At 70.4% G+C, this 16019-nt stretch carries 12 protein-coding genes and 1 pseudogene; 7 read left to right on the top strand and 6 right to left on the bottom strand.

All coding sequences use genetic code 11. The annotated features are described in order from the left end of the window. Window positions 1–19: 19 nt before the first annotated feature. The 5 genes from OHA03_RS28935 to OHA03_RS28915 form a co-directional block, all read right to left on the bottom strand. Window positions 20–1120 (bottom strand): endo-1,4-beta-xylanase, encoded by a 1101-nt coding sequence (locus OHA03_RS28935; RefSeq protein WP_267006663.1) that lies wholly within the window; start codon window positions 1118–1120, stop codon window positions 20–22. Between the two features lie 95 nt (window positions 1121–1215). Continuing rightward, window positions 1216–3606: a glycoside hydrolase family 3 N-terminal domain-containing protein gene (locus OHA03_RS28930; RefSeq protein WP_267006662.1), complete on the bottom strand. Its 2391-nt coding sequence runs from the start codon at window positions 3604–3606 to the stop codon at window positions 1216–1218. Window positions 3607–3658: 52 nt separating this feature from the next. After that, on the bottom strand, window positions 3659–4552 hold the full coding sequence (locus tag OHA03_RS28925) for a carbohydrate ABC transporter permease (protein ID WP_267006661.1): 894 nt from the start codon (window positions 4550–4552) through the stop codon (window positions 3659–3661). Between the two features lie 4 nt (window positions 4553–4556). After that, window positions 4557–5486, bottom strand: coding sequence for a carbohydrate ABC transporter permease (locus OHA03_RS28920; RefSeq protein WP_267006660.1), 930 nt, complete (start codon window positions 5484–5486; stop codon window positions 4557–4559). A 2-nt stretch (window positions 5487–5488) separates the two neighbouring features. After that, window positions 5489–6736 carry an extracellular solute-binding protein gene (locus tag OHA03_RS28915; protein WP_267008198.1) on the bottom strand — a complete coding sequence of 416 codons (1248 nt, stop codon included), beginning with the start codon at window positions 6734–6736 and terminating at the stop codon, window positions 5489–5491. A gap of 213 nt (window positions 6737–6949) precedes the next feature. On the opposite strand from OHA03_RS28915, the gene OHA03_RS28910 reads away from it, so the two are divergent. The 3 genes and pseudogenes from OHA03_RS28910 to OHA03_RS48045 all read left to right on the top strand — a co-directional run bounded on the left by OHA03_RS28910 (window position 6950) and on the right by OHA03_RS48045 (window position 11053). Then, a complete protein-coding gene (locus OHA03_RS28910; protein ID WP_267006659.1) occupies window positions 6950–8008 on the top strand; it encodes a LacI family DNA-binding transcriptional regulator in 1059 nt (352 codons plus the stop codon). A gap of 310 nt (window positions 8009–8318) precedes the next feature. Then, window positions 8319–10561, top strand: a pseudogene (locus OHA03_RS28905) (SpoIIE family protein phosphatase); the annotation flags it as partial. A 48-nt stretch (window positions 10562–10609) separates the two neighbouring features. Further along, on the top strand, window positions 10610–11053 hold the full coding sequence (locus OHA03_RS48045; protein ID WP_354006168.1) for an ATP-binding protein: 444 nt from the start codon (window positions 10610–10612) through the stop codon (window positions 11051–11053). 102 nt (window positions 11054–11155) lie between these two features. On the opposite strand, the gene OHA03_RS28900 is transcribed toward OHA03_RS48045, so the two are convergent. After that, the gene (locus tag OHA03_RS28900) at window positions 11156–11872 is read right to left on the bottom strand and encodes a cupin domain-containing protein (protein WP_267006658.1); all 717 of its coding nucleotides are present in this window, start codon (window positions 11870–11872) and stop codon (window positions 11156–11158) included. 240 nt (window positions 11873–12112) lie between these two features. Here OHA03_RS28900 and OHA03_RS28895 point away from each other — a divergent pair, with 240 nt between their 5' ends. The 4 genes from OHA03_RS28895 (at window position 12113) to OHA03_RS28880 (ending at window position 15984) form a co-directional block, all read left to right on the top strand. Continuing rightward, the gene (locus tag OHA03_RS28895) at window positions 12113–13201 is read left to right on the top strand and encodes a sialidase family protein (RefSeq protein ID WP_267006657.1); all 1089 of its coding nucleotides are present in this window, start codon (window positions 12113–12115) and stop codon (window positions 13199–13201) included. A 34-nt stretch (window positions 13202–13235) separates the two neighbouring features. After that, on the top strand, window positions 13236–13913 hold the full coding sequence (locus OHA03_RS28890; protein ID WP_267006656.1) for a uracil-DNA glycosylase: 678 nt from the start codon (window positions 13236–13238) through the stop codon (window positions 13911–13913). Next, window positions 13910–14941, top strand: coding sequence for an N-acetylglucosamine kinase (locus OHA03_RS28885; RefSeq protein WP_267006655.1), 1032 nt, complete (start codon window positions 13910–13912; stop codon window positions 14939–14941). Before OHA03_RS28890 ends, OHA03_RS28885 begins: the two co-directional genes overlap by 4 nt. A 119-nt stretch (window positions 14942–15060) precedes the next feature. Next, window positions 15061–15984 (top strand): sirohydrochlorin chelatase, encoded by a 924-nt coding sequence (locus OHA03_RS28880; RefSeq protein ID WP_267006654.1) that lies wholly within the window; start codon window positions 15061–15063, stop codon window positions 15982–15984. Window positions 15985–16019: the final 35 nt, after the last annotated feature.

Below are 16019 nucleotides of genomic sequence, written 5' to 3'. Positions count from 1 at the left end.
CTGTTGATCATGTGCGCTTTCAGTCCCTGCCTGCGGCCAGCGTGAGATCCTCGCTCATCGCGTTGTACGCGGCCTTGGCCTTGTAGTTCTCGTCGAGGATGTTCGCCGCGCCCTCGCCCGTGAAGACGCCGGGAACCCAGGAGTACTTGTCGGTGAAGCCCCACACCGTGAAGTCGGTGCAGTGCTCGGTCAGCAGGCAGCCCCGCAGCAGTACGTCGTAGGCCTCCGCCTGCGCCTCCAGCTCGGTGTTGTCGGCAGGCATCGGGATGCGGACGTCGGCCTCGGTGATCGCGGTCTCCAGACCGAGGTCGTCGAAGCGCTTCATGTTGGTGGCGATGTCGTGCGGGGCGCTGTACTGAACGTCCAGGTGGCCCTGGATGCCGACGCCGTGAACCGGCACGTGCTCCTTACGGAGCTGTACGACGAGGTTGTAGAGGGCGGTGCTCTTCGCGTTGACGCCCTCGATGTTGTAGTCGTTGATGAAGAGCGTGGCCTTGGGGTCGGCCTGGTGCGCCCAGCGGAAGGCGTCGGCGATGTAGCCGGGGCCGAGCTTCTGCAGCCAGATGCTGTTGCGCATGGTGCCGTCGTCGTTGAAAGCCTCGTTGACGACGTCCCACTGCCAGATCTTGCCCTTGAAGTGGGTCACCTCGTCGGTGATGTGCTTGTGCAGGATCTCCCGCAGCTCGTCGGCCGTGAAGTCACCGTTGTTCAGCCAGGCGGGCAGCTGGCTGTGCCAGACCAGGGTGTGGCCCCGGACCAGCTGGCCGTTCTCCTTGGCGAAGTCCACCAGCTTGTCCGCGGCGGACCAGTCGTACGTGCCGCGCTGCGGCTCGACGGCCTCCCACTTCATGACGTTCTCCGGGGTGACCGAGGAGAACTCCCTCGCGGCCTTGGCCCGGTAGGGCGCGTCGGAGGCGAGCGCCGACATGTCGACCGCCGTGCCGATCCGCAGGTCGGCGCGCTTGCCGAGGGCGCCGAGAGTCTTGGCCGCGGCGTCGCTCTTCGGCGTGGTGTGCTGGGCGGCGTTGTCCGGGCTGGCGCTGGCGGCGACAGTGAACGTGGAGACCAGCAGAGCTGCGGCGGCGGTGCCGACGACGGCAGCCTGAGTTGCCTTGCGCATGACATGTCCCTTCGATGGAAAGTACCGAGTCGAAAGTTTCGGGATCCTCCCCGCAGCTGGAGCGGGGAGGCCCGGGCCCTCAAGTAAGGGCGGATTCAGATCAGTTCGATCGACGTGTCGCAGACGAGGCGGCGCCGGTGATCGACCGTGCGCTCGGGACCGGTGAGCCGCAGCTTCACGGTCTGCTTGACGTCGTCGGCCGCGCTGGATGTCGCGAGCCGCAGTGCGAGATCGCCGGGTTCGACGATCCGTCGGCCGCCGATACCGGTGAAGGACACCAGGTCGGCATGGAAGTGGAACCGCACGCGTCGGGTCTGCCCGGCGGCGAGCTGCACCCGGGCGTACCCGATCAGCCGCGACTCCGGGCGGGTGGTCTGGGCGACCGGGTCGTGCACGTAGAGCTGCACCACCTCGGCGCCTTCGCGGTCCCCGCTGTTGCGGACGGTGAGTTCGATGTCGGTGGAGCCGTCGGTGGGGAGCTCGGCCGGGGCAGCGGCGCCGGCCTCCCACTCGAACGAGGTGTACGACAGGCCGTGTCCGAAGGGGTAGAGCGGCGTCGGGTCCAGGTTGCTGACCCCGCTCGCCAGCCCCAGCGGCGGTTGCAGATACGTCCACGGCTGGCCGCCCGGGCCGTGCGGAACGCCGACCGGCAGCCGGCCGGAGGGGTTCACCCGGCCGGAGAGCACACCGGCCAGTGCCGGACCGCCCTCCTCGCCGGGGAAGAACGCCTGCACGGTGGCAGCCGTCCGGTCCGCCCAGCGGCCCAGCGCATACGGACGGCCCGTCAGCAGCACCAGGATCACCGGGGTTCCGGTGGCCAGCAGTGCGTCGAGCAGCTCACCCTGGACACCGGGCAGGGCGAGGTCGGCGGCGTCGCAGCCCTCACCGGAGGTGCCGCGGCCGAACAGTCCGGCCCGGTCGCCGAGCACGGCGAGGCACACATCGCTGTGGCGGGCGAGTTCGGCCGCCGCCTCGATGCCGGAGGTGTCCGTGCCGTCCACGTCGCAGCCGGCCGCCGAGCCGATGTCCGCGCCGGGGAACTCCCCCCGCAACGCTTCGAGGACGGTCGGAATGTCGATTCCCATCGGCACCTCGGGGTGGGAGACCCCCACGTGGCTGGGGAAGGAGTAGCAGCCGAGCATGGCCAGGGCGTCGTCGGCGCGCGGGCCGACGACCGCGATCCGGCCGTCGCCGCGCAACGGCAGCGCATCGCCGGGGTTGGCGAGCAGCACGACGGCCTGCTCGGCCAGCTGCCGGGCGAGTGCCCGGTTCTCCGGCGGGTCGAGGTCCACCGTGGCACGTGCCTGCTCGGGGTCCGCCCCGATCAGCACGGCCGGCAGCGGCGACCATTCCGGGTCGAGCAGTCCGAGTTCGCACTTCTGCAGCAGGACCCGGTTCAGCGCCCGGTCGACCAGCTCCTCGGCCACGGAGCCGTCGCGCACGGCGGCGACGAGCGCATCGCCGTAACTGCGGACGGTGGGCAGTTCCACGTCGACCCCGGCGTTCAGCGCGAGGCGGGCGGCGTCGCCGCGGTCCGCGGCGACCTTGTGCAGTGTCTCCAGGAAGCCGATGCCGAAGTAGTCGGCGACGACGGTGCCGTCGAACCCCCAGGTGTCCCTGAGCAGCTCGGTGAGCAGCGCCGGGTCGGCCGCCGCGGGCACGCCGTCGATCTCGGCGTACGAGTGCATCACCGAGCGGGCGCCCCCTTCCCGCAGCGCCATCTCGAAGGGCGGGAGGACGACGTCGGCCATCTCGCGCACACCGGCCCGGACCGGAGCCAGGTTGCGGGCGCCCGCCGAGGCGGCGTATCCGGCGAAGTGCTTGAGAGTGGCGACGATCCCGGCGGATTCCAGGCCGCGGACGTACGCGGTGCCGATGGTGGCGACCAGGTACGGGTCCTCGCCGATGGTCTCCTCCACTCGGCCCCAGCGCAGGTCGCGCACCACGTCGAGAACGGGTGCCAGCCCCTGGTGGATGCCCACCGACCGCATGTCGCGGCCGATGCGGTGGGCCATCTCGGTGACCAGCTCCGGGTTCCAGGCGGCTCCCCAGGACAGCGGGACGGGGTACGCGGTGGCACCCCAGGCGGTGAAGCCCGCGAGGCACTCCTCGTGGGCGAGCGCCGGGATACCGAACCGTCCGGCCTCCACGATCCGCTCCTGGGCCCGGGCCAGGGAGACGGCGCCGACGCCGGGGTCCACCGGGGCGGTACCGAACGGCCTGGTCAGCTGGCCGAGGCCGCGGGTGGTGAGCTCGTCCCAGTCGACCGGGTCGACCATGTCGTTCTGGTGCGGTGCGACCCCGTCACCGTCCGCGTCGGCGCCCACCCAGACTCCGTACAGCTGCGCGGCCTTCTCCTCGAGCGTCATCCGGGCGACGAGGTCGGCCACCCGTGTCTCGGGGGTGAGTGAAGGGTCGCGCCACGGGCCGTCGACGGCGGTGGGCCTGGAGGCCTGGTGGGCATGCGGGGCAGGGGGGATTGCCATGGCGGCAGGGGTTCCTCTCATGAGTGCGGTAGTGCGGGGCGGCGTGGGTGCGTTACTTGCCGCCCACCCCCATCAGTCCGTTGATCAGCGCCTTCCGTGCCACGAGGTAGACGGCGAAGATGGGTACGACGGAGAGGACGATCGCGGCCAGGACGGCGGGGATGTTGACTCCGAACTGGGTCATGAAGTTGAAGAGACCGAGGGTCAGTACCCGGTTCTCCTCCGACTGCGTCAGGATCAGCGGGAAGAGGAAGCCGTTCCACGCCTGGAGCGCCGTGTAGATCGCCACCGTGCTGATGCCGGCCTTGGACATCGGGATCGCCAGCTGCCACAGCATCCGCAGGGGCGAGGCGCCGTCGAGCGCCATCGCCTCGTACATCTCCTCGGAGACATCGCGCATGGTGCCGCTGAGCACCAGTACCGCCACCGGCATCGCGAACGCGGCGGTCGGCAGGATGATCGCGGGCAGGGTGTCGTAGAGCCCCATCTTGCCGATGAGCAGATACAGCGGCACGATCACCGCCTGCGCCGGGATCGCCACGCCGAGCAGGAACGTCCGGAAGGCGAGCGAGGAGAGCCGGCTGCGGGTGCGCACCGCCACGTAGGCGACGGGCACCGCGAGCAGCAGCACGATGGCCACCGTGGACGCGGCGACGATCGCCGTGTTGACGAGCATCGTGGAGAAGCCGCTGTGCAGCACGGTGTTGTAGTTGTCGAGCGTCGGGTGGGTGGGGAAGGCCAGCGGGTCCCCGTTGAGCGCCTCGTCCTGGTGCATCAGCGACGAGGAGATCAGCGTGTAGATCGGTACGACCACGATGATGAGCCAGACCAGCGAGCCCAGACCGGCCAGCGGGTTGCCCCAGCGCTTGCTGCGGCGGGCGGCGGCCCCATGACGTCGGATCGCGGGCGAAATCGCCGGCGCCTCGGGGCGGGTGTCGATTGACATCTCGTCACATACCTTCCCGGGTGGACCGCATGTTCCCGAAGCCGCTGAAGCGGACCAGGATCAGCGACAGGGCGGTGGCCACCACGACCAGGGCCGTGGCGATCGCCGCGGCATAGCCGAGGTCATAGGTCTGGAAGCCGGTCCGGTACATCAGATACGGCAGGACCGTGGTGTCCGTGCCGGGACCGCCCTTGGTCATGATCAGCACGGTGTCGAAGTACGTCAGCGAGCCGACGATCATCAGAACCGAGGAGGTCGTGATGGTGTGGCGCAGCTGCGGCAGCGTGATGTGGAAGAACTGCCGGAACATGCCGGCGCCATCCATTTCGGCCGCCTGGTACAGCACCTCGGGTACCTGCCGGGCGCCGCCCTGGTAGATCAGGGTGTGGAACGGCATGAACTGCCAGCCGCCGACGAACGCCACGGTGAGCAGGGCGCCGGTGGAGGATCCCATGATGTTCGGGTCGATCCCGAACCAGGGCCCTATCTCCGTGATCACGCCGAAGTTGGGGTCCAGCAGGGCGTGGAAGAGCATGGCGATGGCGGTGGTCGAGAGCAGCAGCGGGATGAAGAAGACCGCGGAGAGCACGGCCCTGCTGCGCTGCCGGCCCGCTGCCCAGACACCGAGGAGCAGTGCCACAGGGGTCTGGAAGGCCCAGCTGATGGTGGTCAGCAGAAGGCTCAGCCAGGCGGCCTGGCGGAATTCCGGGTCCTTGAACAGCCGGGTCCAGTTGTCCAGGCCCGTCGGGGTCGGGGAGTTCAGCCCGTCCCACTGGCAGAAGGAGAGGTAGACGGCGATCGCCAGCGGGACGATCGCGAAGACGGCGAAGAAGAGGATGCCGGGCAGAGCCCAGCTGACCGGAGGACGGCCGACGTTGCCGACGGCCGTCTTCCTGCCCCCACGCGTCTTCACGTGCGGAGTGTGGTGGGACATGCTTACTTGACGGCCTTCATCGCTGCGACGAACTGCTCAGGGGTGGACTTGCCGGCGAACAGCTTGCTGAGCTCGGTGAGCAGCGGGGTGGCGTACTGGGACTCCAGTGCCTGGTCCCACGAGAGCGTGAAGCTAGGCGCCTTCTGGACCAGGCTGTACTGGTCGTTGGCGAACTGCGGGTTGGGCGACGTGCTGAGCATCGAGGCCGCGTTGGACGTGGTGGGGATGTCCCCGTTGTCGACCAGGGCCTTGGCGTACTCCTGCGAGGCCATCGTCTTCAGGAAGGCGATCGCGGCGTCCTTGTGCTTGGTGCGCGCGTTGATCGACCAGTAGTTGGTCGGGTTGCCCACCACGTCCGCCGCGTCACCGACGCCGCCGGCCACGGTCGGGAAGGCGGTCCAGCCGAGGTCCTTCTTGGCGAACTCAGGCGCCTTGCCCAGCTGGGTCGAGTACTCCCACGAGCCCATGAGGTGCATGGCGGCCTTGCCCTTGTTGAGGAGCGTGGGCGCGCCACCGTTGCCGTAGTCGACGGAGTTGAAGTTCTTGCCGAAGGCACCCTGGTCGACGAGCTCCTTGACGGTCTGGGCCGCCTTCAGCACCGCCGGGTCGCCCCAGCCGGAGGTGTCGCCGTTCTGGATCTTCTGGAAGACCTCGGGTCCGCCGATCCGGTCGAGCAGGTACTCCATCCACATCAGCTCGGGCCACTTGTCGGCGCCGCCGAGAGCGAAGGGCGTGATGCCCTTGGCCTTGAAGGTGGTGATGGCGTTCTGCAGGTCCTCCCAGGTCTTGGGGGCCTCAAGCTTGTTCTCGGCGAAGAGCGACTTGTTGTAGAAGAGCATCACGGGCTGCATGCCGCGCATCGGCACGCCGTAGATCTTCCCGTCGAGACTGCCCGCCGTCATGATCGACGGAAGGAATCCGTCCTTGAGCGTGGCGTCGTTCTTCACGGTGGAGGTGAGGTCGACGAGCTGCTTCGCGTCGACGTACGGCTTGATCGAGCCGCCACCCCAGTTGAAGAACACGTCGGGCGCGCTGGGCGAGCCCATTGCGCTGCGGAGCTTGTTGACGTAATCGGTGCCGGGGACCGACACCAGCTTGACCTTGACCTTGGAGGTCTTGTTGAACTTCGTGACTGCGGCCTGCTGAACCTTGACCGCGTCATCGCCGTAGACGTATGCGGTGATGGTTCCGCCGTCGCTACCGCTGCCCCCGCTCGTACCGCAACCCGCCAGCAGACCGGCCATTACCATGGCCGCACCCGCTGCGGTCCATCTCGCCGTACGCGTGCCCTGAGTGAAAATGCCCGACCGCATGACCGCACCTCTGTCGAATGTTTCGGGATGTCTTTCGAATGTTGCCGGAACCGTACGGTCGTGTTTCGGGCACGTCAAGAGGTTCCCGGAAGGATTTTCCGAACCCTGACCCCTTCCCCGATCCGAGCGACATGAAGCTACGATTCCTGCATGAGCCCTGCAAAGGTCCAGTCACCACAGGAGAAGGCGTCTGCCGACGTGCCGTCGCAGAGCACCGCCACGCTGGCGGAGATCGCTCGCGCGGCCGGAGTCTCGGCACCGACAGTTTCGAAAGTGCTGAACGGCCGAGCCGACGTCGCCCCCGGTACGCGCACCAGGGTGGAGGAGTTGCTGCTGCTCCACGGCTATCGGCGCAGGCGGGGTTCCACGGCGCAGTCGCAGCTGATCGATCTGGTTTTCCACGAGCTCGACAGCGGCTGGGCCATGGAGGTCGTCCGGGGCGTCGAGAACGTCGCCCGGGAGGAGGGGCTGAGCCTGGTGCTCTCCGAGAGCGCGGGCCGGCTGACACCGGGCCAGACCTGGGTGGACGGCGTGCTGGCCCGCCGGCCGGTGGGTGTGATCCTGGTGCTTTCGGATCTGACCGCGGCCCAGCGCGCCCAGCTGACCAGCCGCAACATCCCCTTCGCGGTGGTCGATCCGGCGGGTGACCCGGGTGACGACGTGCCGTCGGTCGGAACGACGAACTGGCAGGGCGGGCTGGCCGCCACGCGTCATCTGACCGGTCTCGGGCACCGGCGGATCGGTGTCATCAGCGGCCCGTCCCGGATGATGTGCAGCCGAGCCCGGGTCGACGGCTACCGGGCCGCCATGGAGACCGCGGGGCTGCCCATCGATCCCGATCTGGTCCGGGAGGGCGAGTTCTCGCACGAGGACGGCTACACCGCGGGGCTGGAACTCCTGCGGCTGCCCGAGCCGCCCACCGCCATCTTCGCCGGAAACGACCTGCAGGCACTCGGCGTCTACGAGGCCGCTCGCGAGCTGGGCCTGCGCATTCCGGAGGATCTCAGCGTCGTCGGCTTCGACGATCTGCCCCTCACCCGGTGGATCGGGCCGCCGCTCACCACGGTGCGCCAGCCGCTCATCGAGATGGCTGAGACCGCGGCCCGGCTGGTCCTCGATCTCAGCCGGGGCCAGCAGCCCGCGACCACTCGGGTCGACCTCGCGACCAACCTGGTGGTGCGCAGCAGCACGGCGGCCCCGCGCCGCTGACGTCTCGTCCGACCTGCGGCCGGGCCCCCAGCGGTTTCACGACAGAGGTGATCGTTCGCCCGGGGGCCGGCAGGTCGCGGGCGGTGCGGACGACGGTCTCGGTGGCGGCGGGGCGCCCGCCGACCAGGCCACCGGCGCGGCCGCGGGCGGCAGCCATGGGACCGGCGCCTCCGACGAGGACAGGGGCCGGCAGAGGCCACCGTCTGCCGGAGGGGCGCTGTGACGGCCCCGCCCCGGGGTACCGCACCCGTTGCCCATGCAAGCGATCCTCTTCGAATTCTTGTATGAACATAGCTGGTAAAAAGGAGCTATGGGCGGCTTTGGCAGATGTATGGCAAGGCTCCGACCATCGCGCCCTGGACGCTCCCACACCTTGCTCGGCGTGCGCTCCGTGGCCGGGCAGGTGCTGCTTCTGGAGCTGGCGCTCGTGGTGCTGATCGTCGCCGCGGCCGCGTTCTCGCTCGTGTGGCAGGGCCGGCACGCCGCCGTTCAGGAAGCCCGAAGCCGTTCGAACGCCGTCGCCGCCACGTTCGCTCACTCCCCGGGCATCGTGACGGCGCTGGACGGCCCGGATCCCACCGCCGTGCTGGAGCCGCTCGCTGAAGAAGTCCGGAAGAGCACACACGTCGAGTACGTCGTCGTGTCCAGCACACGCGGTATCCGCTACACCCACCCCGATCGCGCGCTGATCGGCAAGCACATCCTCGGCCCGTACAAGGAGGCGGTTCTCGGGCACGGCTTCACCCGAACGTTCCCGGGGAGCCGGGGGCCGGCCGTGAACTCGGTGGTGCCCGTACCGCGGGCCGACGGCTCGACCGCCGGCCTGGTGTCCGTGGGCATCAAGGTCACGAACGTGAACAAGATGGCCGACCGCGAACTGCCGGTGCTGGCCGGCTCCGCGGTGGTCGCACTTACGCTCACCTCCGGCGGAGCGGCGCTGGTCAGCCGACGCCTGCGGCGGCAGACGCGCGGGCTCGGCCCCGCCGAGATGACGCGACTGTACGACCATCACGCCGCGGTGCTGCACTCCGTACGCGAAGGTGTGCTCATCATCGACGGCGACGGACGGCTGGTGTTGGCCAACGACGAGGCCCGGCGGCTGCTGCGCCTGCCTGCGGACGCCGAGGGGCACCCGGTGACAGATGTCGGCCTGCCCCCTCCCCTCGCGGAACTGCTCGCCTCCGGCCGTGTCGCCTCCGACAAGGTGAGCATGGCCGGCGACCGGCTGCTGGCCGTCAATCTGCGGCCCACCGACGAACACGGCGGACCTGCCGGGACCGTCGCGACCCTGCGGGACACGACAGAACTGGCCGCCCTTGCCGGCCGGGCCGCAGAGGTGCGGGGGCGGCTCCTGCTGTTGCACGCGGCCGGTGCGCGCATCGGGACGACCCTGGATGTGACCCGGACCGCGGAGGAGTTGGCGGAAGTGGTGGTCCCCCGTTTCGCCGACTTCGCCTCGGTCGACCTCGCCGAGTCCGTGCTGCACGGTGAGGAGCCGTCGGTGCCGCTCGGCACCGTGCTGGACATGCGGCGTACGGCTGTGGCAGGCGTGCGCGGCGACCACCCCTTCTATCCGATCGGAAGGATCATCGGGTTCGTTCCCACCAGCCCGCCGGCCCTGGGCCTGATCAGTGGGCACACGATGCTGGTGCCGGACCTGTCCGCCGAGCCGCGCTGGCAGGGGCCCGACCCCGAACAGGCGGCGAAAATCCTCGCGTACGGTGTCCACTCCCTGCTCTCCGTTCCGCTGCACGCCCGCGGTGCGGTCCTGGGCATGGCGAATTTCTGGCGCGCGGGGAATCCGGAGCCCTTCGACGAGGACGATCTGACGTTCGCCGAGGAACTGGTCGCCCGGGCAGCCGTTTGTATCGACAACGCCCGCCGCTACACCCGCGAGCACGAGATGGCGGTGACGCTGCAGCGCAGCCTGCTGCCCCGCGGCCTGCCCGAGCAGGACGCTCTCGACGTCGCATACCGCTATCTGCCGGCTCAGGAGGGGGTGGGCGGCGACTGGTTCGATGTCATTCCGCTGCCCGGTGCCCGCGTCGCACTGGTCGTCGGTGACGTCGTCGGACACGGTCTGCACGCCGCCGCGACGATGGGCCGCCTGCGCACCGCAGTCCACAATTTTCCACGCTGGACCTGCCGGCCGACGAACTCCTCGCGCGCGTCGACGAACTGGTGGCGCGCATCGACCAGGAGGAACACGCCGACGGCGACCGCGCGGACGTCACGGGGGCAACCTGCCTGTACGCCGTCTACGACCCGGTGGCCGGCACCTGCTCCGCTGCCCGGGCCGGCCATCCCGGTCCCGTCCTGGTGCTGCCCGACGGCACGGTGCGGTTCCCCGACGTCCCGGCAAGCCTGCCTCTGGGCATCGGCGGACTGCCTTTCGAGGCAGTGGAGTTGCCTCTGCCGGAGGGGACGCGTCTGGTGCTCTACACCGACGGTCTCGTCCAGTCGCGCGAGCGGGATTTCGATGCCGGGCTCGACACGCTGCGCAACACGCTGGCCGGACGGCACCGGACTCCGGAGGAGACCTGCGACGACCTGATCACTGCGCTCCTGCCCACCCCTCCGGGTGACGACGCCGCCGTCCTGGTGGCCGCTACGCGCATCTTCGCCCCCTCCCGTATCGGCGAATGGGACATCGAGCCCGACCCGTCGGCCGTCGCCGGGGTCCGCAAGGAAGTGTCCCAGTGGCTCACCGACCGGGGGCTGGAGGAAGAGCTCTTCGCCACCGAGCTGATCCTCAGTGAGCTGGTCACCAACGCCATCCGCCACGGCGGCGCCCCGATCCGCGTCCGGATGCTGCACAACCGCTCGCTGATCTGCGAAGTGTCCGACTCCGGGAGCACCGCACCGCATCTGCGGTATGCGTCGACGACGGACGAGGGCGGCCGCGGCCTGTATCTCGTCGCCCAGTTCGCCGACCGGTGGGGCACCCGGTACACCGACATGGGCAAGGTCATCTGGTCCGAACAGACGCCGGGCGCGGGTGGAGCGCCGGCATTCGACTGGGCCGACGACGCCTTGGGGCTCTGAGCGCACCACCAGGAGCAACGGAGGCCATGGAGCACGACGGACGCGCCCACCAGCTGCGGTCGCACCCGGTGAGCACGGCCTGCGCCGCCGCCCGCCGTGGAATCAGCCGCCGTAGACATCGAGACGGCCGCACATCCCGAACTTTCGGTACGCCGACGGCTGTTCGGCGTGCACACAGGCACGGGCGAGATGGCCACTGTCCCCCTGCGCCAGGGAGTCCAGCTGTTCACCGGTTGCCCGGGACGCGGCCGCGGCGCCCTGTTCCCAGCGCCCCCGCCAGTCGTCCGTCCGGTGCTTCACGAGCGCGGCGGCCGCGCGGTGGAAGGCGGCGAGCGGCTCGGGGTCGCCGGCCTCGGTGGCGCGGCGCAGCGCGAGAAAGCCCTCGACGGCGAGATCGCGGCGGACGCGGGCGGCGCGTTCCTGTTCCGGCTCTGCCGCGTCGGCGGGGAGTGCGGCCGCCGCGCGGTAGGTGTCGGTGTCCGTCAGGTACCGGGGCGGCAGGGTGAGAACGGCGTCCCCGGCTTCGGGCAGTCCGCTGTTCTGCATGAGGACGACGATGCGCAGGGCGTCGTCGTTCACGAGGCGGTGGATCGTGCCGGGGGTGAACCACACCAGGGACCCGGCGGTCAGGGGCGTCTGCCGGAAGCCGGACGTGGTGAGGGTCTGCACGGAGCCGGCTCCGCCGACCACCACATACCCCTCGGAACAGGTGAGGTGGAGGTGGGGCGTACCCCCGCGCAGTCCGTCCTCGGTGGGCCAGTCGTAGACCCTGAGGTGGGAGACGGCCACGGCGCCGGGCAGTCCTTCGAAGGTCACCACGGGTGCTCCTGGGTCCGGATCGACGACGGGGCAAGCGCTTTCTGCCGCACGCTACGGCCCGCTCCGGACGGTGGTCAAGACGGCCCGTGCGGATGCGGTCGCAGCTCCCCTGCCAGAGGCTCGCCCTTCGCCCGCCACCCCCGTCCGACCTGCACAGACATCGTCTCTGCACACCACTGTCAGTGGTCGGGTGCAGACTGGCCCGTGTCCGCGACAAAGGCGTTTCGGAAGGGGTCGGTCATGACCGACGTACTGCTCACTGTGGGAACCCGTAAAGGACTTTTCATCGGCCGAAGGCGTGGTGGCGCCTGGGAGTTCGGCGCTCCGCACTTCAATGCGCAGGCGATCTACTCGATCGCCATCGACACCCGCGGTCCGGCGCCCCGGCTGCTGGTCGGAGGGGACAGTGCGCACTGGGGGCCGTCGGTGTTCCACTCCGACGACCTGGGCGCGACATGGGTCGAGCCGCAGCAACCGGCGGTGAAATTCCCGTCGTTCACCGGCGCCTCGCTGGAGCGTGTCTGGCAGCTGCACCCGGCGGGGGACGAGGCGCCCGACGTCGTGTACGCGGGGACGGAGCCGGCGGCGCTCTTCCGCTCGGAGGACCGCGGGGAGTCGTTCGAGCTGGTCCGCCCGCTGTGGGAGCATCCGACGCGTTCGAAGTGGGTGCCGGGCGGGGGCGGTGAGGGGCTCCACACGATCCTGACCGATCCGAGGGATGCGCGGGACGTGACCGTCGCGGTCTCCACGGCCGGGGTGTTCCGCACCAAGGACGGCGGCGCGAGCTGGGCCCCGTCGAACAAGGGGGTGTCGGCGGTCTTCCTGCCGGATCCGAACCCGGAGTTCGGTCAGTGCGTCCACAAGGTCGCCCGGGACGCGGTCGATCCGGACCGGCTCTATCTGCAGAACCACTGGGGTGTGTTCCGCAGCGACGACTCCGGGGACAGCTGGACGGACATCGGCGAGGGGCTGCCGTCCGACTTCGGCTTCGCCGCTGCGGCCCACCCGCACCGGGCGCAGACGGCGTACATCTTCCCGATCAACGCCGACGCCGACCGCGTCCCGGCCGAGCACCGCTGCCGGGTGTTCCGAACGAGCGACGCCGGCAACAGCTGGGAGCCGCTGTCCGCCGGACTGCCCGAGGAGACGCATTACGGCACGGTGCTGCGTGACGCGCTCTGTACGGACAACGCCGACCCGGCCGGGGTCTACTTCGGCAATCGCAACGGCGAGGTGTACGCGAGCAGGGACGACGGGGACAGCTGGGAGCAGCTCGCCTCGCATCTGCCGGACGTTCTCTGCGTTCGGGCGACGGCCATCGGCGGTTGATCGGTCCGGTCGTATGAGCAGTAGAGTGCGGCCCGTGGCAGCAAGACCGTTGAAAGAGATCATCGAACCGGGCTGGGCTCAGGCCCTGGACCCCGTGGCCGAACGCATCGCCGCGATGGGCGACTTCCTGCGCGCGGAGATCGCCGCGGGGCGTACCTACCTGCCCGCGGGGCCGAATGTGCTGCGGGCGTTTCAGCAGCCCTTCGACGAGGTGCGAGTCCTGATCGTCGGTCAGGACCCGTATCCGACGCCGGGACATGCGGTGGGACTGAGCTTCTCGGTGGCGCCCGATGTGCGGCCGCTGCCGGGCAGCCTGGAGAACATCTACCGGGAGCTGCACACGGATCTGGGACTGCCCCGACCGTCCAACGGCGACCTGACGCCCTGGACCCGGCAGGGGGTGCTGCTGCTCAACAGGGCACTGACCACGGCGCCCCGTCGGCCCGCGGCGCACCGCGGCAAGGGCTGGGAGGAAGTGACCGAGCAGGCGATCCGGGCGCTGGTGGCGCGGGGCACACCGCTGGTGTCGATCCTGTGGGGGCGTGACGCCCGGAATCTGAGGCCGTTGCTGGGCGACTTCCCGGCGATCGAGTCCTCGCATCCCTCCCCCATGTCCGCGGACCGCGGGTTCTTCGGCTCGCGGCCGTTCAGCCGGGCCGATGAACTGCTGGAGCGCCAGGGAGCGCAACCGGTCGACTGGCGGCTGCCGTGACCGCCGCCGCGGGACCGTACGTCCTCGGGGTGGACTCGGGCGGTTCGGGATTGCGGGTGGCGCTCGGCGTGGTCGGGGCCGCGAAGCCGGTGGCCACCGTGGTCTGCGCCGCACCGGTGCGTACCGGACCGGCCGGGATCGATGCCGGACACCTGCTGGAACAGCTGCTTCCCGCCACCCGGGAGCTGCGCGCCCAGGCAGGAGAGCAGGACCGGGCCGCCGAAGGCGCCACCATCGCCGCCGTGGCGATCGGCGCCGCCGGCATGGCGACGCTGGGGGACCAGCTGCGCGCCGAGCTTCCAGGGGCCCTGGAGAGCGCGCTCGGGGTACGGCTGCTGGCGCTGGCCGCCGATGCGGTGACCGCGTACGCCGGAGCGGTCGGACAACGGCCGGGGGCGGTCGTCGCCGGCGGCACGGGCATGATCGCGCTGGGCACGGATCTGACGAGCTGGCGCCGGGCCGACGGCTGGGGTCACCTGCTGGGCGACAGCGGCGGCGGCGCCTGGATCGGCCGGGCCGGCCTCGATGCCGCCATGCGCGCACATGACGGGCGGCGCGGCGGATCGGCCGCGCTGCTGGCCCGCCTGGAAGCGGTGTTCGGTCCGGCGGCGGATATGCCCGGCGTGCTCTATCCGCGCACCGACCGGCCCGCGCTGCTGGCCTCGTTCGCCCCCGAGGTCGCCGCGTGCGCCGGGGACGATCCGGTCGCCGCGGGCATCCTGCGGGACGCCGCCGGACATATCGCGGAGGCGGCCGCGGCGGTGTGCCCGCAGCTCGGGGCGGACGACGAGCCGTGCGAAGTGGCCCTGACCGGTGGCTTGTTCAGGATGGGCGACCCGCTCCTCGTACCGTTGCGCGAAGAGCTCGCCCGGCAACTGCCGCAGGCGCGGACGGTCCCCGGTTCGGGTGATCCGCTGACCGGTTCGCTACGCATCGCCGAGGCGCTGGCCACCGGTGATCTGCGGTTGCCGCTGCACCCGACGATGCTGTTCGTACCCGCCTACGGGCCTGGACAGGAGGGCCGGTAAGGACCGACAGAGCAGGGCAGTTGGCAGGTAAGCCATTCATCGGATAAAAGCGGACAGATAACGCCCGACTGGGCCCTCCCCGAACAGAGGGGCACCCAAAACCAGTAGCATGCGGCGCCATGAGCACCCCCACTGGGCCCGCTTCCGGCCTGCCTGTACGAATGCCGCGACCTCGCCAGTCCGGACGGCACCGCCGCCCGGAGCCCGTGGTCGCACCTGAGGGCGCTGCCGCGCTCGTTCTTGCCGTTCCCGGTACCCCCTCGGCGGCCACCCGCAGCCTGGCCGAAGAGGTCATCAGCATTGCCCGGTCCGAGCTGCCCGGTCTCAACGCACGGATCGGTTATCTCGACGGCGACGACGCCGAATACCCCACGCTCGCCTCCGTGCTCGCGCACGCTGCCGCCGAGCGCATCGCGCGCTACGAGCAGGCGAAGGCCGCAGGCCGTGAGGTCGCCGAGCCCGAGGGGCCGGCCGCCGTCGTGGTGCCGCTGCTCGCCGGACCGGACAGCGCCCTGATCCGGCGGATACGCCAAGCCGTCATGGACAGCCGCGCGCAGGTCGAGCTGACCGATGTGCTCGGTCCGCACCCGCTGCTCGCCGAGGCGCTGCACGTACGCCTCTCCGAGGCCGGTCTGGCCCGCGCCGACCGCGCCAGGCTGTTCACCGTGGCCACGGCCGCCGACGGCATCGTGCTGGCCACCGTGGGTGGCGAGGAGGCCGTGCAGGCCGCCGGGATCACCGGCATGCTGCTGGCTGCCCGGCTCGCGGTGCCGGTGATGGCCGCGGCCCTCGACGTCGAGGGTTCGGTCGCGTCGATCGCCGAGCAGCTGACGGGCTCCGGTTCGGTGCAGCTGGCCCTGGCGCCGTACCTGGTGGGTCCCGAGATCGCGGAGGGGCTGCTGGACGCCGCCGCGAAGGAGGCGGGCTGCGCGACGGCCGAGCCGCTCGGTGCGTACCCGGCGATCGGCAAGCTCGTGCTGTCGATGTACATGACGGCGCTGGGCATCGCCCCTGGAACGCCGCAGGGGGCCCAGGCCTTCTGACCTGGCAGGCACAGAGCAGCGGGGCCCGTACCGGA

The sequence above is a fragment of the Streptomyces sp. NBC_00154 genome (genome assembly GCF_026342835.1).
Lineage (GTDB): Bacteria > Actinomycetota > Actinomycetes > Streptomycetales > Streptomycetaceae > Streptomyces.
Note: the sequence above shows the minus strand (reverse complement) of the source record. Positions and strands in the feature narration are given on the sequence as shown.